We start from the raw sequence: 23,195 nt of genomic DNA on the forward strand, positions 1-23,195 counted from the left end.
CATTCGACATGAAGCGTTCAATTCCATTCGAGATATTCCGGTACGCCGTCATCCTCCTGGCGCTCGCGGTGACGCTGATCCCGATCCTTTGGATGGTCTCGATGGCCTTCAAGCCGATCGGCGAATGGTCGGCGACGGGAGCGGAGCTCACCTGGTGGCCGAACGCACCGACGCTCTCGAACTTCCGCTTCATCTTCGGCGAATCCGATTCGAGCCTGATCGTCGCGCTCGACAGGACCGCCATGAAGCCGATCCTGTCGTCGCTGCTGTCCGCTACCCTGGGGACGCTGATTGCGATGACGGCCGGCACGGCCGCCGCATATGGCCTCTCCCGCTTCGGTGCCGGCCAGAACCTTCCATTGGCGCTGACGCAACTGCGGCTCTTTCCGCCGATGGCGGTCATGATCCCCGTCATGATCATGTGGGCTTTCCTCAATCTTACCGACACCTGGTGGGGCCTGGCTCTCGTCTACGGCATCGTCACGCTGCCCTTCGCATTCTGGCTGATGAAGACATTTTTCGACGACATGCCGCGCGAGCTCGAGGAGGCTGGACTGGTCGAGGGATGCTCGCGCTGGCGGGTGTTCACCAGGATTACATTGCCGATGATGCGCGCGCCGCTGGCGAGTGCGGCCCTCTTCGTCTTCATCCTGAACTGGTCAGACTATCTGATCGCGCTGCTGCTGACCACGCGCGAATGGGTAACGGTGCCCGTCTATATGGCGTCGCTCTCGTCTTCGATGACCGGCCAGCTTTACGGCGCGAAGGCTGCGCTTGGCCTGATCGCGGCGGTTCCGCCCGTCATCATGGGCATCGCCATCCAGCGCCATCTCGTGCGCGGCCTGACCTTTGGGGCGCTGAAGCAATGAGCCTCGCCACCGCCCCGGAGAACGCCATGGCGACCCTCGCCGCTGATGGCCGTGCAGAGACCCGGGACGAGGCCGCGCGCCTCGGCTTCCGGCTGGCGCTGCCGGCGCAGATCCTGGTGCTCTTCATCGCCGTCTTCCCGCTGCTGATGCAGCTCTACATCAGCCTGACCGACTGGTCGCCGCTTTCCGGCCTCGGCTGGTGGAACGCCTGGGAGCTCTGGAACAACTTCGCCAACTACACCGATCTCGCGGCCGACAATCGCTTCTGGAGCGCTCTCTGGCGCACTTTCGTCGTGATGATCGTCTGCGTCCCTGCCGAATTCCTGCTCGGGCTGGGCCTGGCGACGCTGTTTGCCGACGATTTTCCCGGCAAGCGGCTGTTCTATTCGATCCTGCTCATGCCCATGATGGTCGTGCCTGCGGTCGCCGGCTACATGTTCTTCATGCTGTTCCAGTCGGGCGGACCGGTGAACGACATCCTGTCGACGCTGACCGGAACTCGCGTCGCTATCGCCTGGCTGTCCGATCCGACGCTGGCGCTCGCGGCCGTGATGATTGCCGACACCTGGCAGTGGACGCCGCTGATGTTCCTTATCCTGCTCGCCGGGCTCGTCGGCGTGCCGGAGGATCAGATGAAGGCCGCGACCCTGCTCGGCGCCAATGCCTGGCAGCGATTCACCACCATCGTCCTGCCCAAGATGAAGACGATCATCATCATCGCGCTCGCCATCCGGGTGATCGAGAACTTCAAGATTTTCGACACGCTCTACATCATGACCGGCGGCGGGCCGGGTGTCGCGACCGAGACCATCTCCGTCTACATCTACAAGCTCACCACGCAGGATCTGATCTGGGGATATGTCGCGGCGATCGCGCTCGCCATCCTGGTCGTGCTCTCCATAGCCACCGTCTTTGCCATGAGGCGCATGGCTGCGGTGCGGGAGGCGCGGGCATGAGCGCGATCCGCCTGGAGAACTTGGTCAAGAAGTTCGGCGATTTCACCGCGCTGAAGACCATGGACCTGGAGATCGCCGACGGCGAGTTCATGGCGCTGCTCGGTCCTTCGGGGTGCGGCAAGTCGACGACCATGAACATGATCGCCGGAATGGAGGAACCGACATCCGGGCGCATCCTTTTCGGTGACCGCAACATGTCCGGCGTGCCGATGGGGCGGCGGGGGGTCGGGTTCGTGTTCCAGAACTATGCGATCTTCACGCACATGACCGTTCGGCAGAACCTCTCCTACGGGCCGCGCATGCACGGCACGCCGAAGACCGAGATAGACCGCCGCGTCGGCGCCATCGCCGAGCTTCTGCAATTGACAGCCTTGCTCGATCGCCGGGCGGATCGGCTGTCGGTCAATATCTTGCAGCGCGTCGCGATCGGCCGCTCCGCTATCATGGAGCCGGTAATCTTCCTGCTGGACGAGCCGCTCTCCAATGTCGATGCGGCCTTCCGCGCCGTTATGCGCACCGAGCTGAAGCACCTGCAGCGCCAGTTCAGGCAGACCATGGTCTATGTCACCCATGACCAGCTCGAGGCGATGACGATGGCCGACCGCATCGCGGTGATGGACCACGGCGTGCTCCAGCAGGTCGGCACGCCGATCGACGTCTACAACAATCCGGCAAACGTCTTCGTGGCGCGGTTCATCGGCGCGCCCGGCATGAACCTGTTGCCGGGCTGGCCGGCCGAGAGCGACGGCGGCATGGTGATCGATCTCGGCGTGCTTGGCGCGACCGCACCGCTTCCAGACCACCTGGCGCATGCCCTTCGCGGCCGATCGGGAGAGGTTCTCTTCGGCTTTCGGCCCGAGCAGGCGACCCTTGCGGGAGAAGGCCGCGGCATCGCCGCGCCGGTCACCGCGGTCGAGCGCATCGGCGCGAGGACGATCGTCCATCTCGGCGGGGGCGCCACGGCGATCAAAGTGGTTCTCGACAACGACCAGCAAGCCGCTTTCGGCGCTTCGGCGATCGTTAGGCCCAATATGGATGCGGTGCGGATCTTCGACCGCGCGAGTGGCAATGCGATCGGAGGTTGGGGCAATGGCTGAAATCTCTTTCAGGAACGTCAGCAAGCGCTACGGCGGCACGGTCGCGCTGTCGGACGCATCCTTCACGATCCACGACAACGAGTTCTTCTGCTTCTTCGGCCCGCCGCTGTCTGGCAAGTCGACGATCCTGCGGCTGATCCTCGGCTTGGAAATGCCGGATCATGGCGAGATCCTGATCGGCGGAAAGCCGGTCAATGCAGTTTCGCCGGCCGAGCGCAATGTGGCGATGGTGTTCCAGAACCTCGCGCTGTTTCCGCACATGAACGCGCGCGACAATATCCGCTTCCCGCTCGCCGAGCGTAAGATCCCGCAAGCCGAGATCGAGCGGAAACTCGCCGACGTCGCCGCCAAGCTCCACATCGGCCACATCCTCCACAAGCTGCCCGCCCAGCTTTCCGGCGGCGAACGCCAGCGCGTGGCGATCGCCCGGGCGCTCGTGCGCGATCCTGTCGCCTATCTCATGGACGATCCGATCTCCGCGCTCGACGCACGGCTGCGCGAGGAAACGCGCGTCGAGCTCAAGCGCATCCAGCGCGAACTCGGCAAGACGCTCATCTATGTGACCCACGACCAGGAGGAGGCTATGTCGGTAGCCGACCGCATGGCCATCCTGGAATCGGGTGCCATCCGGCAGATCGGGACGCCGCTCGAGATCTACGATCACCCGGCCAGCACTTACGTGGCACGTCTGCTCGGCTCGCCGATGATGAACATCCTGCCCTCGACGGCCAGCGGGAACGACATTCGCGTGGCGGACGGGGCGATCGCCGTCGAAGGCCTGGCCGGCGTCGCCGAAATCGCCGAGGTCGGGGTACGGCCGGAGGACATCAGGGTATCGGCATGGGCGCAGGGCCAGTCCGGAACGCCGGCGCGGGTCTATGAAGTCGAGCCGCTCGGCGGTTACACGGTTGTAACCGTCGATGCCGGGCCTTCGCGGGTGAGGGCGCTTATGCGTGGGCAACCCGACATCAGGCCGGAAACGATGGTCGCGCTGAGCTGTGACGCGGCTGCGGTCCATCTCTTTTCGCGAAACGGGACCGCGCTTTCGAGATGAGCAGCGCCGCACAAGGAATGACAGGGAGGGATCTGATGGCGCAAGCCGCCGAGTTCGAGCCGGACGTGAAAGTCCGCAACAAGGAGTACAAGATCGGCTGCATTGGCGCCGGCATGATAATGGCGGAGTGCCATCTGGCGGCCTACAAGGAAGCCGGGTTCCCAGTGGTCGCGATCGCCTCCCGGACCGAGGCCAATGCGCGGAAGGTCGCCGAGCGCTGGGACATTCCAACCGTCCACGACACGCCCGAAAAGCTGATCGAGGACAGCCAAGTCGAGATCATCGACCTGGCTTTCCCGCCCGACCAGCAGCCGGCGCTCATCCGTCACGCGTTGAAGCAGCCGCACGTCAAGGCGATCCTCGCCCAGAAGCCGTTGGCCCTGTCGCTTGGCGAGGCGATCAAGCTCCGCGATGAGGCGAATGCCGCCGGCAAGATCCTCTCCGTCAACCAGAACATGCGTTACGACCAGTCGATGCGCGTTCTGAAGCAGATCATCGACTCGGGCGCGCTCGGTGAGATCGTCTTCGCCCAGATCGACATGCATGCGATCCCGCATTGGCAGACATTTCTTGAGGATTACGACCGGCTGACGCTCGCCAATATGAGCGTCCACCATCTCGATGCGCTGCGCTTCCTCTTCGGCGATCCCGACGAGATCACCACGTTGACGCGCAAGGATCCGCGAACCCGGTTTGATCATTCGGACGGCATCACGGTCTCGACAATGAAGTTCCCGTCGGGGGTGATGGCGGTGTCGCTGGAGGATGTCTGGTCCGGCCCGCGCCGGGAGGGATACCAAGACGACCAGCACATCACCTGGCGGGTCGAGGGCGCCGAGGGCGTCGCCCGCGGCACGATCGGCTGGCCGACCGGCGCGGCCTCGACCCTGAGCTACGCTTCCGCGCGGACCACCGGCGGCGAGTGGGTCTCGCCGAGTTGGGACACGATGTGGTTCCCGCACGCCTTCATTGGCGTAATGGAGCAGCTGCAGCATGCGGTCGCCACAGGTACGCCGCCGGCGCTCTCCGTTGCCGACAATGTCAAGACCATGGCGCTCGTCGAGGCCGGCTACCGGTCTATCGACGAGGCGCGCACGGTCCGACTTACAGAAATTGCAATCAACTGAAGCCACATTCGGGAGGAGTTTTCACGTCATGATGCAAGCTGGTATTTTCACAGGTTACTTTCCCTACAGTCTGGAGGAGACCGCCAGGAAGATTCGCGCGCTGGATTTCAACACCGTCCAGCTCGACCTGCACTTCAAGGATGTCGATCTGTCGGCTGGCCAGATCACCAAGGAGAAGGCGAAGACGGTCCGCGATGTTTTCCGCGACCACAATCTGCCGATCTGCTGCATCTCCGGCTACACGAACATCATCCACCCGGACAAGGCCGAGCGCGAGAGGCGCGTCGGCTATCTCAAGGAGATCATCAGGAACGCCCGTCTCTTCGGCTCACCCTACGTGATCTCCGAAACCGGCACCTACAACACCGAGTCCGACTGGGTGCACCATCCGAAGAACAAGACCGAGGAAGGTTTTGAGGAGTGCCGCAAGGTCATCGCCGATCTTGCCCAGACCGCCTACGACCATGGCGCGGTGTTCCTGCTCGAGACCTACGTGAACAACGTCGTCGGTTCGGTCGAGGAGACGGTAAAAATGTTCGCGCAGGTCGATCACCCGGGCCTCGGCCTGCTGATGGATCCGACCAACTATTTCGAGACGCACAACATCGACCGGATGGACCAGATCCTAAACCAGGTCTTTGACACTCTGACCGACAAGATCAGGATCGCGCATGCCAAGGACGTGAAGCGTTCCGGCGACGACAAGACCGAAAAGCATGCCGACATCGGTGACGAGGACGCGCTGGAGAGCCACACCTTCCGCGGCGTCGGCGAGATCGAGCTGCCAGCGCCAGGGCTCGGTTCGCTGAACTACGATCTCTATCTCCAGCGGCTCGCCGAAAAGCACCCGAACATCCCGATGATCATCGAGCACCTGTCGGAAGACGACGTGCCGCGCGCGAAGAAATTCCTCGACGGCAAGTTCCGCCAGAACGGCCTCTGAAACCAAGATGAAAAGGGAGGAATGACGTGATGTTGAAATCGACAGTGAAAATCGCGGCTGCAGCGCTTCTGGCCTGCGCCACCTTTGCAACGCCGGGCCACGCCCAGGAAGAGAAGAAGACCTTCTATCTGCTGTCGCATGGAGGGCCGTCCGATGCTTTCTGGCTCGACTGGAATGCTGGCGCGACCAAGGCCTGCGAACAGTTGAACGTCACCTGCAACATTTCCTTCTCGGGCGGCGACATGGCTGCCCAGAAGGAGGCGTTCAACTCGGCGATCGCCGCGAAGCCGGACGGCATCGGCACCACTTCGGCGCAGCCGGGTCTCTGGAATGCCGAAGTCCAGGCGGCCAAGGATGCGGGCATTCCGATCGTCTTCTTCAACACCGACGACACGGCGACCGGCCGTCAGGCCTATGTCGGCGCGGATCTCCGCCAAGCCGGTGTGATCTGGGCGAAGTACCTGGTCGACAACAAGCTGGTGAAGGAAGGCGACACGGTATTCCTGCCCGTCGAAGTGCCGGGCGCCAGTTACCAGCAGCTCGAAACGGAAGGCATCGCCAGCGTCTTCGATCCGCTCGGCGTCAAATACGACGTGGTCGACGCCGGAACGGACCCGGCCGGCATCATCGCCAAGATGAGCGACTACATGCTCGCCAACAATCCGCCGGCGATTATAGCGCTCGGCGACTCGGTGGCGGCGGCCGTCCGCAAGGTGTTCGACAATGGCGGAATCCAGGCCGGCTCGATCCCCGTGGTCGGGTGGGGCAATTCCAAGGACGTCGCCGAAGCGGTGCGCGACGGCTACTTCAACGCCGCGGCATGGCAGTTCCCATCCGCTCAAGGCTTCATGCCGGTGGCGCTGCTCAACCTTGCCGCTTCGGGCGAGCCGATCGGCTACGACATCCAGACGTTCAGCCTCTACGACAAGTCGAGCTACGAGCCGATCCTCAAGCTCTACGGCGAGTGAGCTGACATCGGCTCCAACAGAGGACGAACATGGACACGGTCATGGCGGCGGTAACGGAAAGAATGGAGGGGCGGGGAGACAGGTGGCGTCGCCTTATGGCAACGCCACAGGTCGCCTCGCTGATCATCCTCGCCATCGTGCTGGCGGGATTCTCCATCGCCAATCCCAACTTTCTGTCGCCACTCAACATCTCCAACATGATGGCGTTCCTGCCGGAGCTGGGGATCATGGCGCTCGCCATGACGCTCCTGCTCACGGCCGGCGAGTTCGACCTCTCCGTCGGCGCGGTATTCGCGCTCGGTCCGGTGCTTGTCATGCTGCTTGCTCAGACAGCCGGCATGGACATCGGCATTGCCCTGCTCGTCGGATTGGTTGTGTGCATCGCCATAGGCGCAATCAACGGGATCATCGTCACCAAGATCGGCATCTCGTCCTTTCTTGTGACGCTGTCGATGCTTCTGATCGTGCGCGGCGTGGCCCTCTACATCACACAGGGCTTCCCGCTCAAATCGTGGGACCAGCCGGGGTTCTTCGTCACGCTTCTCGCAGGCAGTTTCGATTTCGGCCCGTTCCGGCTCTACACGTCGCTATTCTGGTTCATCGGGCTGACGCTCGTCTGCGCCTATATTCTGAACTGGTCCAAGGTCGGCAACTGGATCAGCGCCATCGGCTCTAACCGCAACGCGGCAGTGGCGCGCGGCGTGCCGGCCGACGCCGTCAAGATCTGGCTGTTCATCACGGCTTCGGTGCTTTCAGGCCTCGCCGGCATGATCAGCGCCTTCCGGATTTCCGCCGCATCCCCCGTCGCGGGCACGGGTTACGAACTGGAAGTGATCGCCATGGTGGTCGTCGGCGGCACTGCGCTCACCGGCGGGCGCGGCACCATTTTGGGCACAGTCGTCGGCGCTTTCATGCTGCGCGCGATCCGCAACGGGATCGTTCTGATCGGCGTGCCCGGCCTCGCTTTCAACATCTTCGTTGGCGCGATCATCCTCGTGATGCTGATCCTCCACGCCATGATCCAGAAGCGGAGCGTACGGCGATGACGGCTGAAGTCCTGCGCCTGGAGCGCGTGCGCAAATCGTTCGGCAGCGTCAATGCCCTGCGGAGCGCGTCGCTGACCCTTCGCGAGGGCGAGGTCGTCGCGCTTTTGGGCGATAATGGCGCCGGCAAGTCGACGCTGATCAAGGCAATCTCCGGCGTGCATCCGGTCGATGGCGGCGACATCTATGTCCGGGGAGAACGGGCGTCGATCCGATCGGCGCGCGACGCGATCGATCTCGGCATCGAGACGATCCACCAGGACACGTCGCTTGCCCCCGACCTTTCGATCGCACGCAACCTGTTCCTTGGTCGCGAGCCGGTGAAACTGCCTTTCCTTAGTGTCTTCGCCCCGCTCGATTTCCCGGAACTCCGGCGCGCCGCGTCTGCGCTGCTGCGGCGGGTCGGCATCTCCAAGAAGCTAGACGCCGATGCGCCGGTCAACACTCTCTCCGGCGGCGAGCGGCAGTCGATCGCGATTTCACGTGCGATGCAGTTCGCCGCCAAGGTGATCATACTCGACGAGCCGACCAACAATCTTGGCGTCGAGGAGACCCATGGCGTGCTGCGGTTCGTCAAGGAGGTGCGCGACGCCGGCCATACCGTGCTCTTCATCACGCACAACATCCATCACGTCTTCCAGGTGGCTGACCGTATCGTCGTCATGCGCCGCGGCGAGATCGTCGCCGAGCGCGCCGTCGAGGACACCGATTTGCTGACGGTCGAGAGCCTCATCATGGGGGTCGACGTGTCGTCCCTGGTCAAAGAAGCGAAGGCGCACTGATGGTTGAGCTCTACGGCCAGACGCTGACGCGCAGGCAGGTTTCGGAACGATCCGGAATGCTCTCGCAATTTGCCGGCGTGCGCCTGATGACGCTCGGCGACGGGGTGGAGCGCGGCATCCGTATGCTCGAATTCCGCACCGGCAGCGGGCTTCGGTTCACCGCGCTCGTCGATCGCGCGCTCGACATCGCCGACTGCGACTACAAGGGCCAGGCCATCGGCTGGCACTCCCCGAGCGGGTTCCGCCATCCCGGTCTGCACGACTACGAAGGGGAAGGCGGCCTCGCTTGGGCGCGATCGTTTTCAGGTCTGCTCCTGACCTGCGGCCTGGACCACATCCTCGTCCCCGAAGAGGTGCCTGCCGAAAACTACAATTATCCCGGCAGGAAAAGCGTACGGCATTCGCTCCACGGCCGCATCAGCACGATTCCGGCGCGGCTCACCGGCTACGGCGAGCGCTGGGACGGCGACCGCTGCGTGCTTTGGGCCGAAGGCGTCGTTCAGCAATCGGCGGTGTTCGGTGAGGACCTTCATCTCCATCGCCGGATGGAGGCGGATGTAGGCGGCAACGAGATCCGCATCTCGGACCGCGTCGTCAATCACGGCTTCACGCGCACGCCGCATATGTATTTCTATCATGTGAATGTGAGCCATCCACTGGTCGACGAGGGCTCGCGCTATCTGGCCCCGGTCCGAGATGTGGTCTGGGCGGCTCATGCCGGCGAGGCCTATCGTGCGCAGGGCGTGGGTTACCGAACGCTGCCTGGCCCGCGGATGAACTTTCGCGAACAGGTCTGGCAGCACGAACTTGCCGCCGACGCCGGCGGCAATGTGCCGGTCGCGGTGGTCAATGACCGGATCGGCCTCGGCTTCGAAATCGTCACCCGGAAGAACCAACTTCCCTGCATGTACCAATGGCAGAATTTTCAGGCCGGCCAGTACGCCATGGGGATCGAGCCGTCGACGCACCATGCGCTCGGCAACACTGCCGCACGCGATCGCGGCGAGATGATCTGGCTCGAACACGACGAATCCCGGTCCTACGAGGCGACGTTCAGGGTTCTCGACGGCCAGGCCCAGATCGGGGAGGCCGAGCGCCGGATCGCCTCGATCGCCAGACAGCCGGAGGAGGATTTTCCGGCGCTGTCGGGCAGGTTCCCCAGACTTGCCGAAGGATCGCGGTCATGAAGCCAGAGGGGAAGATAATCGGCATTCGGGAGAAATGCGCGAGGAGGATCGGGAGGAACGGGACAAGAGACAGTTCTTGGAGAATACGATGACGATCTTGGAAAAGAAGAAGCGCGACTACAGCCTCGTCGGCGAAAGCACGCGCATAGCGATCGAGACCGGTCTCGCCTCGGCCGAGTGGTATCACACCGAGGTGCCGCGCAAGGTGATGAAGGAACTGATGCAGCGTTCGGACGGGCCTGCCATCCGCGACACCATCATCTGGCTCGGTGTCCTAATTGCCTCGGCAGCCGGCGCGATCGCCTTCTGGGGCACGTGGTGGTGCGTGCCGTTTTTCCTCGTCTACGGCGTCTTTTACGCCTCCGCGAGCGACTCGCGCTGGCATGAATGCGGTCACGGCACCGCGTTCCGCACGCGCTGGATGAACGACGTGGTCTACCAGATCGCCTCCTTCATGCTGATGCGCAATCCGGTGACCTGGCGGTGGAGCCATGCGCGGCACCACACAGATACGTACATTGTTGGCCGCGACGCCGAGATCGCCGTCATGCGGCCGCCGGACCTCCTGAAAGCGGCGCTGATGTTCACGGGCATACTGGATTTCCGCTATTCGCTGCCGACGCTCTTCCGCAATGCATTCGGCAATCTCTCGGCCGAGGAGAAGAGCTACATTCCGGAAATGGAGTGGCGAAAGGCGATCGCCGCCGCCCGCTGGCACGTGGCGATCTATGTCGCGATTGTCGCCCTTGCCATCGCTACGCGATCATGGCTGCCGCTGATGCTGATTGGCGGCCCGCGCCTTTACGGAACTTGGCACATGGTGCTGACCGGCCTGCTTCAGCATATCGGCTTGGCCGATAATGTCGTCGACCACCGGCTGAACACGCGCACCGTCTACATGAATCCGATCAGCCGGTTCATCTACTGGAACATGAACTACCATGTGGAGCACCACATGTTCCCCATGATCCCCTACCACGCGCTGCCGCGGCTGCACGAACTGATCAAACACGATTTGCCCGAGCCGAACCCCTCGATGTGGCACGCCTATCGCGAAGTCTGGCCAGTGCTTCTCAAGCAACTGAAATACGAGGACTACTTCCTCAAGCGCGACCTGCCACCGACGGCGCGGCCCTATCGCGGCGAATTCCATGAGCTGACGACAGCGGCCGCGGCCGAGTAGTCAACCCGACGTAACAATCCCGACGCCGAACCGCGAGGCGTCTCCCGAGATCAATGGAACAACACAAATGCCTGAATGGATCGTGGCGTGCGCCGTAGACGATGTGGACGAGGAAGATGTGATCCGCTTCGACCATGACGGCCGGACGTTCGCCATCTACCGCTCGCCCGATGACGAGTTCTTTGCAACCGATGGCCTCTGCACGCACGAGAAGGTGCATCTGGCGGACGGGCTGGTGATGGACGACATCATCGAGTGCCCGAAACACAATGGCCGCTTCAACTACAAGACTGGGGCCGCCAAGGGCGCGCCGGTCTGCGTCAATCTGCAAACTTATCCGGTGAAGGTGGAAGCCGGAAAGGTCATGATCGAGATCGGCGAACGCGATGGCTGACGTCGGCATGGTCCTTGTGGGTGCCGGCGAAGCCGGCACGCGCGCAGCTTTCGCGTTGCGCGAGGAGGGGTATGCCGGACAAGTCACGTTGATCGGCGCGGAACGGCATCTCCCCTATGAGCGTCCGCCTTTGTCAAAAGACGCCATGGCTCCGGCCGGCGCTGGCATGAAAGCGATCGCGGACGCCGAGCGCTTCGAGCAGGCGGGCATACGGCTCGTTCTGTCGGCGGCTGCGATCTCCATCGACCGCGCCGCCCGTGAGGTCCAACTGGAAAGTGGCGCTTCCCTTGCCTATGACAGGCTGCTGCTGGCCACGGGTGCTCGTCCCCGCAGGTTGGCGATGGCGGAAAACTCCCGCCGATGCGTCTATCTCCGGACACATGATGATGCAGAGGCCATCCGCTCCCATTTGCGGTCCGGCGCCCGCATCGCGGTGATCGGCGGAGGCTTCATCGGCCTGGAACTGGCTGCGGCGGCGCGGATCAGGGGCTGCGAGGTCACGGTGATCGAGGCTGAGAAGCGCCTTCTCACGCGCGCCGTGCCGGCCGGGATCGCGGCAGTGCTGCATGAGGCCCACACGAGGAGCGGCGTCGACATCCGCTGCGGTGCAGCCATCACCGCCATTTGCGATGGCGGTGATGGCGTCTCAATCGCACTGGCCGACGGCGCTTCGATCGAAGCCGACGCGTGCATCATCGGCATAGGTGCGATACCGAACACGGATCTGGCCGAAAGAGCCGGGTTGGAGCTCGAAAACGGCATCCGTGTCGACGGGCGCATGGCGACGTCCGATCCGCACATCTTCGCCGCGGGCGACTGCTGTTCGTTTCCGCTTGGCGTCTATGCCGGCAGGCGGGTCCGTCTCGAAGCCTGGCGCAACGCCCAGGACCAGGGGAATTTGGCAGCTCGCAACATGCTGGGCAGGCAGGAAGACTTCGCCGCAATCCCGTGGTTCTGGTCGGATCAGTTCGATTTGTCTCTCCAGATTGCGGGGCTCGTCGACGAGGGTGTGGAGACCATCCGCCGGGAGATCGGCGAGCGCGCATTCATCCTGTTCCACTTGGCCGGCGACGGCAGGCTCGTCGCTGCAAGCGGCATCGGCCAAGGGAATGCCGTCGCCCGCGACATACGCCTGACAGAAATGCTTATCGGCAAAAGGGCGAAGCCGCCGCGCGACAAGCTGGCGACCGCCAAAACCAAGCTGAAGACATTGCTTGCCGCCTAAGGGGAACGAATATGAGCAGAACCAGACCGACTATCGCCGATCTACGCGCGATGAAGGGCAAGCGTCAGCTGACCATGCTGCGCGTCATGACGCTTGAAGAAGCCGAAGCCGCCGAGCGGGCCGGCATCGACATCGTCTCGATCCCGCCCGACCTCCTGCTCGACCCCCGGTATCGCGACGCCGCTCCGAGCCTTTTCTCCATGCCTGGGGACAATTTCTACGAAATCGGCACAGCGGACGATTTCCTGCGCTGGGCGTTCAAAATGTACAAGGCCAGCGCCGACGCGGTCTATTGCAGCGCGAGCTACGCAACCATCAAGCGGATGGCCGACGAAGCGATCCCGGTGATCGGCCATGTCGGCCTCATTCCGTCGCGCCGGACCTGGACCGGCGGCTGGAAAGCGGTCGGCAAGACCACCGAAAGCGCGCTTGAGATTCTGGCCGCGGTCCGGCAGCTGGAGGTGGCGGGCGCCTTCGGAGCGGAGATCGAGGTTGTCCCCGTGGAAGTCGCAACCGCCATTTCGGAGCGCACATCCCTGTTCATGATCTCCATGGGGGCGGGCGACGGCTGTGACGCGCAATATCTCTTCGCCGAGGATGTGCTCGGCCAGAACCGCGGGCACATGCCGCGTCATTCCAAGGTCTATCGCAACTTTGCAGCCGAGTTCGACAGGCTGCAGGCGGAACGCGTCGCGGCGTTCCGCGAATTCGTGGCCGATGTCGAGAGCCAGGCTTTTCCGGAAGATCGCCATATCGTACACATGGACATCGCCGAATTGCGGGCTTTCATGGACAAGATCGAGAAGCGATGAGCGCCTCAAACTCGCGGCCAGCCGAGTCCGTTATCGCTGGCGCCCCTGCCCATGTGATCACCCTTTCCTGCGAGGACCGTCCAGGCATTGTCGCCGCGGTGACTACGGAACTGGCGCGGCTTGGGGGCCAATATCACCGAGAGCAGCCAATTCTGGGATCGGCTGACGAACCGCTTCTTCATGCGGATTGCCTTTGCAGGGCCAGCCGATGCAACTCCCGCCAGTCTTGAACGGGCGCTCGCGGCTCCGATCGGGCAGTTCGGCATGACGGCAGCCATAGCGGACCAGTTCAGACGCCCGAAGATCGTGGCCATGGTGTCGAAATTCGATCACGCCTTGCTGCATCTTCTCTACCAGATCCGCGTCGGCTGGCTGAACGCGGAGGTGGTCGCCATCGTCTCGAACCATGAGAGCGGCCGGCGCACCGCCGACCTGGAGGGGGTGCCGTTTCACCATTGGCCGGTGACCGCGGCCAACAAGGCCGAGCAGGAACAGAAGCTAATGCGGCTGGTGGAAGAGACCGGCGCGGAACTCGTCGTTCTCGCCCGCTATATGCAGGTCTTCTCCGGCGATTTATCCGCCCGCCTCTCGGGCAGGGCGATCAACATCCATCATTCCTTCCTGCCGAGCTTCAAGGGCGCCAAGCCCTATCATCAGGCATTTGAGCGGGGCGTCAAACTGATCGGGGCAACGGCGCATTACGTGACCGGCGATCTGGATGAGGGGCCGATCATCGAACAGGAGACGGAACGGGTCTCCCACGCCCAGAGCGCTGACGACTTCGTGGCCGTCGGGCGCGACATCGAGAGCCGCGTCCTGGCGCGTGCCGTCAAGCTGCATCTCGAAGGCCGCGTCATGTTCAATGGCCACAAGACGATCGTTTTTTGACAAGCAGTTGAACAGCTGCCGGCTTGTCGGCGATTGCTGCCAAATTTGTGGGGAAGAATACGGTCTTTGCTGCAAGCCGTTGTTTTTACTGGTCGGAGTGGCAGGATTTGAACCTGCGACCCCGTCGTCCCGAACGACGTGCGCTACCAGACTGCGCTACACTCCGTGACCAGACGCGGGCTTATAGCCGCCGCGAAAAATTACCGCAAGCGCTTAAGCGGGGTTGCGCAGCCAATGCAACATTTTCCCACCATCCGCATGGCGCTCCGTTTGCGCCAGGCAGAGGAAACGTCAGTACGGGCTCGCGACATTGCCCGTCTCGACATAGACGGATTTCACCTGCGAATAATGTCCTAGCGCGGCGAGTGCGTTTTCGCGGCCGATGCCCGACTGCTTGTAGCCGCCGAAGGGCAGTTCCACCGGTGTCAGATTGTATGCATTGATCCAGCATGTGCCGGCCTGCAACTCGCCGACCACCCGGTGCGCCCGAGGCAGGTCGCGTGTGAACACGCCCGCGGCGAGCCCGAACTCGGTGTCGTTGGCGCGGGCAATCACCTCATCCTCGTCGTCGAAGGTCAGAACGCTCATCACAGGCCCGAAGATCTCTTCACGCGCGATGGTCATGCCGTCGCTGACGTTTGAGAAGACGGTGGGCTCGATGAAGAACCCGCCTTGGAATCCCTGCAGGGAAGGGACCTTGCCGCCGCAGACGAGGGTGGCGCCCTCGCTCCTGCCGGCTTCGATGTAGCCGAGCACCTTCTCGTGCTGGGCTTTGTTGATCAGCGGCCCCATCTGGGTGTCCGGATCAAGCGGATCGCCGATGCGGATCTTCTTGGTGCGTTCGGCCAGCCGCTCGAGGAAACGATCGTGCAGGCCTCGCTGCACGAAAACGCGGGTGCCGTTGGAGCAGACCTGCCCGGAGGAGTAGAAATTGCCGAGCATGGCGCCGCCGATTGCGTTTTCGAGATCTGCGTCGTCGAAGACGATCAGCGGCGACTTGCCTCCAAGTTCCATCGTTGCGTGCTTCATCAGCGAACCGGCGAGCGACATCACCCGTTTGCCGGTGGGGACCGAGCCGGTGACCGAGACCTTCGCCGTCACCGGATGTGAGACCAAGGCTGCGCCCACGTCGCCATAACCCTGGACGACGTTGAACAGCCCGTCGGGAAGTCCGGCTTCGGAATAGATTTCGGCGAGCGTGAGCGTTGAAAGGGGCGTGTTCTCGGACGGCTTGAACACCATGGCGTTGCCCATGGCGAGCGCCGGGGCGGACTTCCAGCCGGCAACCTGGATGGGATAGTTCCAGGCGCCGATGCCGACGCAGACGCCCAGCGCCTCGCGCCGCGTATAGCCGAACGGCCCGCCCAGGTCGACCAGTTCGCCATTGTAGGTGGGGACGGCTCCAGCGAAGAACTCCAGTGCGTCGGCAGCCGACGCTGCATCGGCGACAAGCGTCTCCTGGATCGGCTTGCCCGTGTCGAGTGTCTCCAGCCGCGAGAGTTCCTCGTTGCGCGCGTGCAAAATGTCGGCGGCGCGGCGCAGGATGCGGCCTCGCTCGACCGGCTTCAGCCGCGCCCAGGCCGGCTGGGCAGCGCGCGCCGCCTCTATGGCCAGTTCGACGATGTTGGGCGTCGCCGAATGCAGCGTCGCGATCGTTTCGCCCGTCGCCGGATAGATGACCGGCATCGGCGCGCCGCGCTCGTCGTCGACGAAGCGGCCATTGATGTAGTGCGATGCTTTGGGCTGGGCGCGCATGCTGATCTCCAGATTGTTCCAGGCATGACCTCGTTCCGAGGCCATGCGACTTCGTCTGCTCACCGGTCCGAAACCTGCCAGCGCGGATTGATCCACGGCTCCTGATTGGACGGGGGCAGCGGCGCGCGGCCGAGAATATGGTCGGCCGCCTTCTCCCCTGTCATAATCGACGGCGCGTTGAGATTGCCGTTGGTGACCCGCGGGACAATCGAGGAATCGGCGACGCGCAGACCCTCGACGCCAATGACCCGGCATTCCGGATCGACCACGCTTTGCGGATCGTCCGCCCGCCCCATCCGGCAGGTGCCGCAGGGATGATAGGCGCTTTCGGCATGCTCCCGGATGAAATCGTCGAGTTCATCGTCGCTCTGAACATGCGCGCCGGGGGATATTTCCTTGCCGCGATACGGATCGAAAGCAGGCTGGCCGAAGATCTCGCGCGTCAGCCGGATGCAGTGGCGGAAATCTGCCCAGTCGTCGGGATGCGACATATAGTTGAAGCGGATTTCCGGCTTCGCCCATGGGTCGCTTGAGCGCAGCGCAACGGTCCCCCGCGATTTCGACCGCATCGGGCCGACATGGGCCTGAAAACCGTGCGACTTGGCCGCCGCCTTGCCGTCGTAGCGGACGGCAGCCGGAAGGAAGTGGTACTGGATGTCGGGATAATCGACGCCGGCCTTCGATCGCACGAAAGCCGCCGCCTCGAAATGGTTGGTGGCGCCGAGGCCGCTCTTGAAGAACAGCCACTCGGCGCCAATGAGTGCCTTCGAGAACGGGTTCAGCACCGAATAAAGCGTGATCGGCTGGATAGATTCCTGCTGGATATAGAGTTCCATGTGGTCCTGCAGGTTTTGGCCGACGCCCGGCCGGTCCACGACCACTTCTATGCCGTGCCGGCGCAGCTGCTCGGCCGGTCCGATTCCCGACAGCATCAGGAGCTTGGGCGAGTTGATCGACGACGCCGCGACGATCACCTCACGCCGCGCTTTAACGACTTGAATCTGTTTGCGAGCTTCGATCTCGACGCCGACGGCGCGTTGATTCTCCATGACGATTTTTCGCGCCAAGCCTTTGACGAGGTTGACATTCTGGCGCTTCAGCGCTGGCCGCAGATACGCGTTGGCCGTCGACCAGCGGCGGCCGCCATGGATCGTCTGCTCCATCGCCCCGAAACCTTCCTGTTTCGAGCCGTTATAGTCGTCGGTAAGCTCGAAGCCCGCCTGCCTGCCGGCCTCGATGAACGCGGCGTAGAGCGGGTTCTTGCGCGGTCCGCGCTGGATGTTGAGCGGGCCGCCCTTGCCGCGCCAGCCTTCCTCGCCGCCGATCGAATTCTCCATCCGCTTGAAGTAGGGCAGCACGTCGGCAAAGGACCATCCGGTCGCGCCCTGTTCGGACCAGTGGTCGAAATCTCCCGCATGCCCCCGGACATAGACCATGCCGTTGATCGAGGACGATCCGCCCAGCACCTTACCGCGCGGCGTGGCGAGAATTCTGCCGCCCAGATGCGGCTCCGGCTCCGTGGAAAATCCCCAGTCGTAGCGGTTCATATTCATCGGCAAGGAGAGCGCCGACGGCATCTGGATCAGCGGGCCGAAATCCGACCCGCCATATTCGATGACGATAACCGAATGCTTGCCGTCCTCCGACAGGCGGTAGGCAAGCGCCGCGCCGGCGGAGCCCGACCCGATGATGACGAAATCGGCTTCAAGCATCGGCGATGTGCTTCATGAAATCGGCGAGCGAAACATTGCCGCCGCTGGCGACCACGACCACGGTCTTGCCTGAGATATCGACGCCGCCATCGAGAAGCGCCGCCAGCGAGGCCGCCCCGGAGGGCTCGAGCACCAGCTTCAGGCGCTCGAAGGCCAACTTCATCGCCCGGCGCACGGAAGCGTCTGAGACGCTCAGGCCGCGCACGCCGGCTGCGTTCGCCGCCGCGAACGGGGCTTCGCCGGGCTCGCGCGCCATCAACCCATCGCAAATCGATGTCGGTCCGAGCGGCATCGTCTCGATCGCGCCGTGGGCGAGCGAATTGCCCATGCCGTCAAAACCCTCGGGCTCCACGGCGATGATCTCCGTGGCCGGCGAGAGATAGTGGAAGGCAAGCGATACGCCACCTATCAGGCCGCCGCCGCCGACCGGGCAGAACAGTATGTCCGCTTCCGCGCCCTTGGCGGCAAGCTGGTCGAGCGCCTCGAGCCCGGCGCCGCCTTGTCCGGCGACGATCTCCGGATCATCGAATGGATGCAGCAGCGCCAGGCCTTCGTCCCTGGAGATTTGCCTGGCGCGCTCCGACGCCACTTCCTCGCGGGCGCGGTCGCCATGATCGGTCAGCACCACCTTTGCGCCGTAGCCGGCGGTGGCGTCGCGCTTGGCGGCGGGCGCGTCGATCGGCATCACGATCGTTACCGGAATGCCGAGCGCCTGGCCAGCGGCGGCCAGTCCCTGCGCGAAATTGCCCGAGGAATAAGCGACCACGCCGCGCTTGGCCTCGTCCGCCGAAAGCTGCTTCAGCCGCCAGTAAGCGCCGCGGATCTTGAACGAGCCCGCCCATTGCAGCGATTCCGGCTTGACGAAAACGCGTGCCGCGCCGGTTTGCTTGGCAAGCGCTGCCGAGTCGAGCAAAGGCGTTATCTGCGTCGCCCGCGAGGTGACGGCGTAGGCCTGCTTAAGATGATCTAGCGTCGGAACAAAGGGAGCCATCATTCGCCTCTCGGAAACCGCTTGCTCTCTTCGAGCACGTTCAGATCCATGTGATTGCGCATGTAGCGTTCGGACGCCTTCTGCAGGGGCTGGAATTCCCACGGGTAGTAGGCTCCGTTGCGCAGCGCCGGATAAACCACCCAGCGTCGCGCCTGGCTCTGGCGCACGGCCGCATCGAACGCCGCCATGTCCCAGCGGCCACGCACCTTTTCCATGAACGACGCCACCAGGCCGGCATGGGCCGGATCGCCGGCAAGGTTCGCCAACTCCCGTGGATCCGATTCAAGATCAAAGAGTTGCGGCGGATCGATCTCGCAATGGACGAACTTGAATCGCCCCTCGCGGATCGCCACCATCGGCGCGTAGGAACCCTCGGCGGCATATTCCATCAGCACCGGAGCGGTGCGCTCTTCGCCTTGCGCCAGCGGCTGCAGCGACTGGCCGTCGGTCCAGGGCTCGATCGCACTCATGTCGATGCCGGCGAGGTCGCAAAGCGTCGGCGCCACATCGAGATTGGAAACCGGCGTTTTGACGGCGCCCGCCGGAATACCCTTGCCGGCGATCATCAGCGGCACGCGGGCCGACCCCTCATAGAAGCACATCTTGAACCAAAGGCCGCGCTCGCCGAGCATGTCACCATGGTCCGAGCAGAACAGGATGATCGTATCGTCGAGCATCCGCGTCCGTTCGAGCACGGAGACGAGTTCGCCTAACTTGTCGTCGAGATAGGAGATGTTGGCGAAGTAACCTTGCCGCGACCGGCGGATATGCTCGGGTGTGATATCGAAATTCGCATAGTCGCTGGCGAGGTAGAGCCTCTGCGAATGCGGGTCCTGCTTTTCATGAGGAATGAAGCCGACCTGGGGCTCGAGTTCGGCGCAATCCTCGTAGAGGTCCCAATATTTGCGCCGCGCCACATAGGGATCGTGCGGATGAGTGAAGGAAACGGTCAGGCACCAGGGGCGGCGGTCCCGATCATCGGAGGTCCGGGCATGCTCGTACAGCTTCTGCGTCGCGTGGAAGGCGACCTCGTCGTCATATTCCATCTGGTTGGTAATCTCGGCGGTTCCGGCGCCGGTCACCGATCCGAGATTGTGATACCACCAGTCGATGCGCTCGCCGGGTTTGCGGTAGTCGGGAGTCCAGCCGAAATCGGCCGGATAGATGTCGGTCGTCAGTCGTTCCTCGAAACCGTGCATCTGGTCGGGGCCGACGAAATGCATCTTGCCGGACAGGCAGGTGTGATAGCCGGCGGCGCGCAGGTGATGGGCATAGGTCGGGATCGACGAGGCGAATTCGGCAGCGTTGTCGTAGACCTCGGTACGCGACGGCAACTGGCCGCTCATGAAGGATGCGCGACCCGGCGCGCAGAGCGGCGAGGCCGTATAATTGTTGGCGAAGCGCGCGGAGCGCGCGGCCAGCGCCTTCAGGTGCGGCGCATGGAGAAAGTCGGCCGGGCCGTCGGGAAACAGCGTCCCGTTCAGCTGGTCGACCATGATGATCAGGATATTGGGACGGCGGCTCATGCAAGCTTCTTGTGCTGGAGGAGTTTGGTTTCGAGATAATCCTCGACAAGCGCGATCGCGCTCGCGGCGTTGGGCGTGCCGTCCTTCAGGGCGCGGCGGATGTAGAGCCCGTCGATAAGCGCGGCAATGGCTTCTGCGGTGCGCTCGGCTTCGCTCCGCGGCAGCAGCCCCGTCAGACCGCTCATCAGATTGGAATGGAGCCGCCGCGCATAGACGCGCAGCAGCCGACGCAACGGCTCCGACTTCTGCGCCTCCACATAGAAGGCGAGCCATGCAGCGATGGTTTCAGGCTGGAACTGCGTTTCGGAGAAGTTGACCGCTATAACCGCAGAGACGCGTTCACGCGCCGTCCGGCTGGCGAGAGCCTTGCGGACGTCCGCATTGAGCTCGGTCAATATGTGCCGCATCGTTGCCTGAAGCAGCCCGTCCTTGGCGCCGAAATAATGATGCGCCAACGCGGACGAGACGCCGGCGCGCCCCGCAATCTCGGACATAGTGACGTCGAGCGTGCCGCGCTCGCCGATCGTCAGGATCGCGGCGTCTATGAGCGCCCTTCGGCGCAGCGGCGGCATTCCAAGCTTCGGCATTGTGATCCTCCGCCGGCATTCTTATTTTTTATTGACTGATCAATCAACAAAAAAATCGGCGCAGCGCGCGCTGGACCAACGGCTTGCGTTGGACTAGCATCGTTCATAGTTGAACAAAAATCAGGGCGTTGGATTTCGTCCGCAAATGGCGCACCATGCGCCCCGCCGAAGGAGGTTCTCGATGACTGCATGTATCGTTGGCTGGGCGCATTCGCGTTTCGGCAAGCTCGAGGGCGAAACGCTTGAAGGCCTGATCACCAAAGTCGCCGCAGAGGCGCTCGACCATGCGGGCATCGGCCCGGACGATGTCGACGAGATCGTGCTCGGGCATTTCAATGCCGGTTTCTCGCCGCAGGACTTTACGGCGAGCCTGGTGCTGCAGGCCGACGACCGGCTGCGCTTCAAGCCGGCGACCCGCGTCGAAAATGCCTGCGCGACCGGTTCGGCCGCGGTGCGGCAGGGCATTCGCGCGATCGACTCAAAGGCCGCGCGCACGGTGCTGGTGGTTGGCGCCGAACAGATGACCACGACCCCCGGTCCGGAGATCGGCAAGAACCTGCTGAAGGCTTCCTACCTGCCGGAGGACGGCGACACGCCGGCCGGCTTCGCCGGCGTGTTCGGCAAGATCGCTCAGGCCTATTTCCAGCGCCATGGCGACCAGTCCGATGCGCTGGCGATGATCGCTGCCAAGAACCACAAGAACGGCGTCGACAACCCCTATGCGCAGATGCGCAAGGATTTCGGCTACGAATTCTGCCGCCAGGAAAGCGAAAAGAACCCGTTCGTCGCCGGACCACTGAAGCGCACCGACTGCTCGCTGGTTTCCGACGGAGCGGCGGCGCTCGTGCTGACCGACTCGAGCAACGCGCTTTCGATGCGCCGCGCCATCGCCTTCCGCGCCAACGAGCACGTCCAGGATTTCCTGCCGATGTCGAAGCGCGACATCCTGCTTTTCGAGGGCTGCGAGGAAGCCTGGAGCCGCGCATTGAAGAAAGCGGGCGTGACGCTCGACGACCTGTCCTTTGTCGAAACCCATGACTGCTTCACCATCGCCGAACTGATCGAATACGAGGCGATGGGACTGGCGAAGCGCGGCGAGGGCGGCAAGCTGGCGCTGAGCGGCGAAACGGCGAAGGACGGACGCTTGCCGGTCAATCCGTCGGGCGGGCTGAAGGCCAAGGGCCATCCGATCGGCGCCACCGGCGTCTCGATGCATGTACTGACCTCCATGCAGCTGGTCGGTGAGGCGGGCGGCATTCAGGTTCCGGATGCGAATCTCGGCGGCATCTTCAACATGGGTGGAGCCGCGGTCGCGAACTACGTTTCGATCCTGGACCGCATCAGATGAAGCATTCGGCCATCGTCACCGGCGGCGCTTCAGGTATCGGCATGGCCGTTGTGAAGCGTCTGCTGGACGATGGCTGGCCGGTCGCGGTGATCGATGCCAATGATGTGGAATTGGCGAGGGCGGAGGACACGTTCGCCGATGACAATGTGATCTTCTTGCAGGCCGACGTGACTGATGAGGAGGAGATCTCGGCGGTCTTCGACGAGGTCGTGGACCGGCTCGGCTTGATTGGCGGTCTCGTCAACTCAGCGGGCATAGCGCGCGATATTCCGGCCGAAGAAACCAGCGCCGAGCTTTTTCGCGAAGTTCTCGACATTAACCTCGTAGGCTCGTTCATTACCGCGAAAGCCGCGCTGGAGCGCATGGGCGCCACGCTCTCCATCGTCAATATTGGCTCTGTTTCGGGGCTCCGCGCCAATCGTGGACGGCTTGCTTACGGCGCGTCGAAGGCCGGCGTAAAGATGATGTCGGAGGTACTGGCGCTGGAGTTCGGCAACCGCGGCGTGAGGGTCAATTGCGTGGCGCCCGGTCCGACCGAGACGCCGATGATCTCGAAACTGCACGACGCCGATCAGCGCCGCCTATGGCTTGGCCGCGTCCCGCAGGGCCGCTATGGTGAGCCGGAAGAAGTGGCGGCGGCCGTCGCTTTCCTGCTGTCGCCGGAGGCCAGCTTCGTCAACGGGCACACGCTGGCAGTGGACGGCGGCTTTCTCTCGGCAGGCATCATCGCCGGCGGCTAATCGTCAGC

General features: G+C 63.3%; 21 protein-coding genes, 1 tRNA gene and 1 pseudogene. 17 read left to right on the forward strand and 6 right to left on the reverse strand.

Annotated elements, in window-relative coordinates:
* Positions 1-8 precede the first annotated feature (8 nt).
* From ABVK50_RS07245 to purU, 15 genes and pseudogenes are all read left to right on the forward strand, one after another.
* The gene (locus ABVK50_RS07245) at positions 9-869 is read left to right on the forward strand and encodes a carbohydrate ABC transporter permease (RefSeq protein WP_353642202.1); all 861 of its coding nucleotides are present in this window, start codon (positions 9-11) and stop codon (positions 867-869) included.
* A gap of 26 nt (positions 870-895) precedes the next feature.
* Entirely contained in the window at positions 896-1,825 is a 930-nt protein-coding gene (locus ABVK50_RS07250) for a sugar ABC transporter permease (RefSeq protein ID WP_353642201.1), read from the forward strand.
* Positions 1,822-2,922, forward strand: a complete 1,101-nt coding sequence (locus ABVK50_RS07255) for an ABC transporter ATP-binding protein (protein ID WP_353642200.1) — start codon at positions 1,822-1,824, stop codon at positions 2,920-2,922. The genes ABVK50_RS07250 and ABVK50_RS07255 overlap by 4 nt, the downstream gene beginning before the upstream one ends.
* Positions 2,915-3,976 (forward strand): ABC transporter ATP-binding protein, encoded by a 1,062-nt coding sequence (locus ABVK50_RS07260; protein WP_353642199.1) that lies wholly within the window; start codon positions 2,915-2,917, stop codon positions 3,974-3,976. The genes ABVK50_RS07255 and ABVK50_RS07260 overlap by 8 nt, the downstream gene beginning before the upstream one ends.
* Positions 3,977-4,011: 35 nt before the next feature.
* A complete protein-coding gene (locus ABVK50_RS07265) occupies positions 4,012-5,103 on the forward strand; it encodes a Gfo/Idh/MocA family oxidoreductase (RefSeq protein ID WP_353642198.1) in 1,092 nt (363 codons plus the stop codon).
* A gap of 28 nt (positions 5,104-5,131) precedes the next feature.
* Positions 5,132-6,046 (forward strand): sugar phosphate isomerase/epimerase, encoded by a 915-nt coding sequence (locus tag ABVK50_RS07270; protein WP_353642197.1) that lies wholly within the window; start codon positions 5,132-5,134, stop codon positions 6,044-6,046.
* A 29-nt stretch (positions 6,047-6,075) separates the two neighbouring features.
* On the forward strand, positions 6,076-7,014 hold the full coding sequence (locus ABVK50_RS07275) for a substrate-binding domain-containing protein (RefSeq protein ID WP_353642196.1): 939 nt from the start codon (positions 6,076-6,078) through the stop codon (positions 7,012-7,014).
* A gap of 95 nt (positions 7,015-7,109) precedes the next feature.
* Positions 7,110-8,060: an ABC transporter permease gene (locus tag ABVK50_RS07280; RefSeq protein WP_353642195.1), complete on the forward strand. Its 951-nt coding sequence runs from the start codon at positions 7,110-7,112 to the stop codon at positions 8,058-8,060.
* Complete coding sequence (locus ABVK50_RS07285) at positions 8,057-8,839, forward strand: ATP-binding cassette domain-containing protein (protein ID WP_353642194.1); 783 nt, start codon at positions 8,057-8,059, stop codon at positions 8,837-8,839. Before ABVK50_RS07280 ends, ABVK50_RS07285 begins: the two co-directional genes overlap by 4 nt.
* Entirely contained in the window at positions 8,839-10,026 is a 1,188-nt protein-coding gene (locus ABVK50_RS07290) for an aldose 1-epimerase family protein (protein WP_353642193.1), read from the forward strand. The genes ABVK50_RS07285 and ABVK50_RS07290 overlap by 1 nt, the downstream gene beginning before the upstream one ends.
* A gap of 88 nt (positions 10,027-10,114) precedes the next feature.
* Entirely contained in the window at positions 10,115-11,209 is a 1,095-nt protein-coding gene (locus ABVK50_RS07295) for a fatty acid desaturase family protein (protein WP_353642192.1), read from the forward strand.
* 67 nt (positions 11,210-11,276) lie between these two features.
* Positions 11,277-11,603 carry a MocE family 2Fe-2S type ferredoxin gene (locus ABVK50_RS07300; RefSeq protein WP_353642191.1) on the forward strand — a complete coding sequence of 109 codons (327 nt, stop codon included), beginning with the start codon at positions 11,277-11,279 and terminating at the stop codon, positions 11,601-11,603.
* On the forward strand, positions 11,596-12,828 hold the full coding sequence (locus ABVK50_RS07305) for an FAD-dependent oxidoreductase (RefSeq protein WP_353642190.1): 1,233 nt from the start codon (positions 11,596-11,598) through the stop codon (positions 12,826-12,828). Before ABVK50_RS07300 ends, ABVK50_RS07305 begins: the two co-directional genes overlap by 8 nt.
* An 11-nt stretch (positions 12,829-12,839) precedes the next feature.
* Positions 12,840-13,640, forward strand: coding sequence for a 3-methyl-2-oxobutanoate hydroxymethyltransferase (locus tag ABVK50_RS07310; RefSeq protein ID WP_353642189.1), 801 nt, complete (start codon positions 12,840-12,842; stop codon positions 13,638-13,640).
* Positions 13,637-14,528 (forward strand): annotated as a pseudogene (gene purU / locus ABVK50_RS07315) (formyltetrahydrofolate deformylase). Before ABVK50_RS07310 ends, purU begins: the two are co-directional and overlap by 4 nt.
* 89 nt (positions 14,529-14,617) lie before the next feature.
* Here the strand turns inward: purU and ABVK50_RS07320 are convergent.
* From ABVK50_RS07320 to betI, 6 genes are all read right to left on the reverse strand, one after another.
* Positions 14,618-14,694 (reverse strand) — tRNA-Pro (locus ABVK50_RS07320).
* Positions 14,695-14,819: 125 nt separating this feature from the next.
* The gene (betB, locus tag ABVK50_RS07325; RefSeq protein ID WP_353645991.1) at positions 14,820-16,283 is read right to left on the reverse strand and encodes a betaine-aldehyde dehydrogenase; all 1,464 of its coding nucleotides are present in this window, start codon (positions 16,281-16,283) and stop codon (positions 14,820-14,822) included.
* A 59-nt stretch (positions 16,284-16,342) separates the two neighbouring features.
* Positions 16,343-17,995, reverse strand: coding sequence for a choline dehydrogenase (gene betA / locus ABVK50_RS07330; RefSeq protein ID WP_353642188.1), 1,653 nt, complete (start codon positions 17,993-17,995; stop codon positions 16,343-16,345).
* Complete coding sequence (locus ABVK50_RS07335) at positions 17,988-18,989, reverse strand: threonine/serine dehydratase (protein ID WP_353642187.1); 1,002 nt, start codon at positions 18,987-18,989, stop codon at positions 17,988-17,990. Before ABVK50_RS07335 ends, betA begins: the two co-directional genes overlap by 8 nt.
* Entirely contained in the window at positions 18,986-20,512 is a 1,527-nt protein-coding gene (betC, locus tag ABVK50_RS07340) for a choline-sulfatase (RefSeq protein ID WP_353642186.1), read from the reverse strand. Before betC ends, ABVK50_RS07335 begins: the two co-directional genes overlap by 4 nt.
* Entirely contained in the window at positions 20,509-21,099 is a 591-nt protein-coding gene (gene betI / locus ABVK50_RS07345; RefSeq protein ID WP_353642185.1) for a transcriptional regulator BetI, read from the reverse strand. Before betI ends, betC begins: the two co-directional genes overlap by 4 nt.
* Before the next feature lie 181 nt (positions 21,100-21,280).
* Between betI and ABVK50_RS07350 the strand changes: the two genes are divergently transcribed.
* Together ABVK50_RS07350 and ABVK50_RS07355 are read left to right on the forward strand one after the other, a co-directional pair.
* Positions 21,281-22,447, forward strand: coding sequence for an acetyl-CoA acetyltransferase (locus ABVK50_RS07350; protein ID WP_353642184.1), 1,167 nt, complete (start codon positions 21,281-21,283; stop codon positions 22,445-22,447).
* Positions 22,444-23,187: an SDR family oxidoreductase gene (locus tag ABVK50_RS07355; protein ID WP_353642183.1), complete on the forward strand. Its 744-nt coding sequence runs from the start codon at positions 22,444-22,446 to the stop codon at positions 23,185-23,187. Before ABVK50_RS07350 ends, ABVK50_RS07355 begins: the two co-directional genes overlap by 4 nt.
* The last annotated feature ends 8 nt before the right edge of the window (positions 23,188-23,195 follow it).

Origin of the sequence: Mesorhizobium sp. WSM2240, assembly GCF_040438645.1 — a bacterium.
Taxonomy (GTDB): Bacteria; Pseudomonadota; Alphaproteobacteria; order Rhizobiales; family Rhizobiaceae; genus Allomesorhizobium.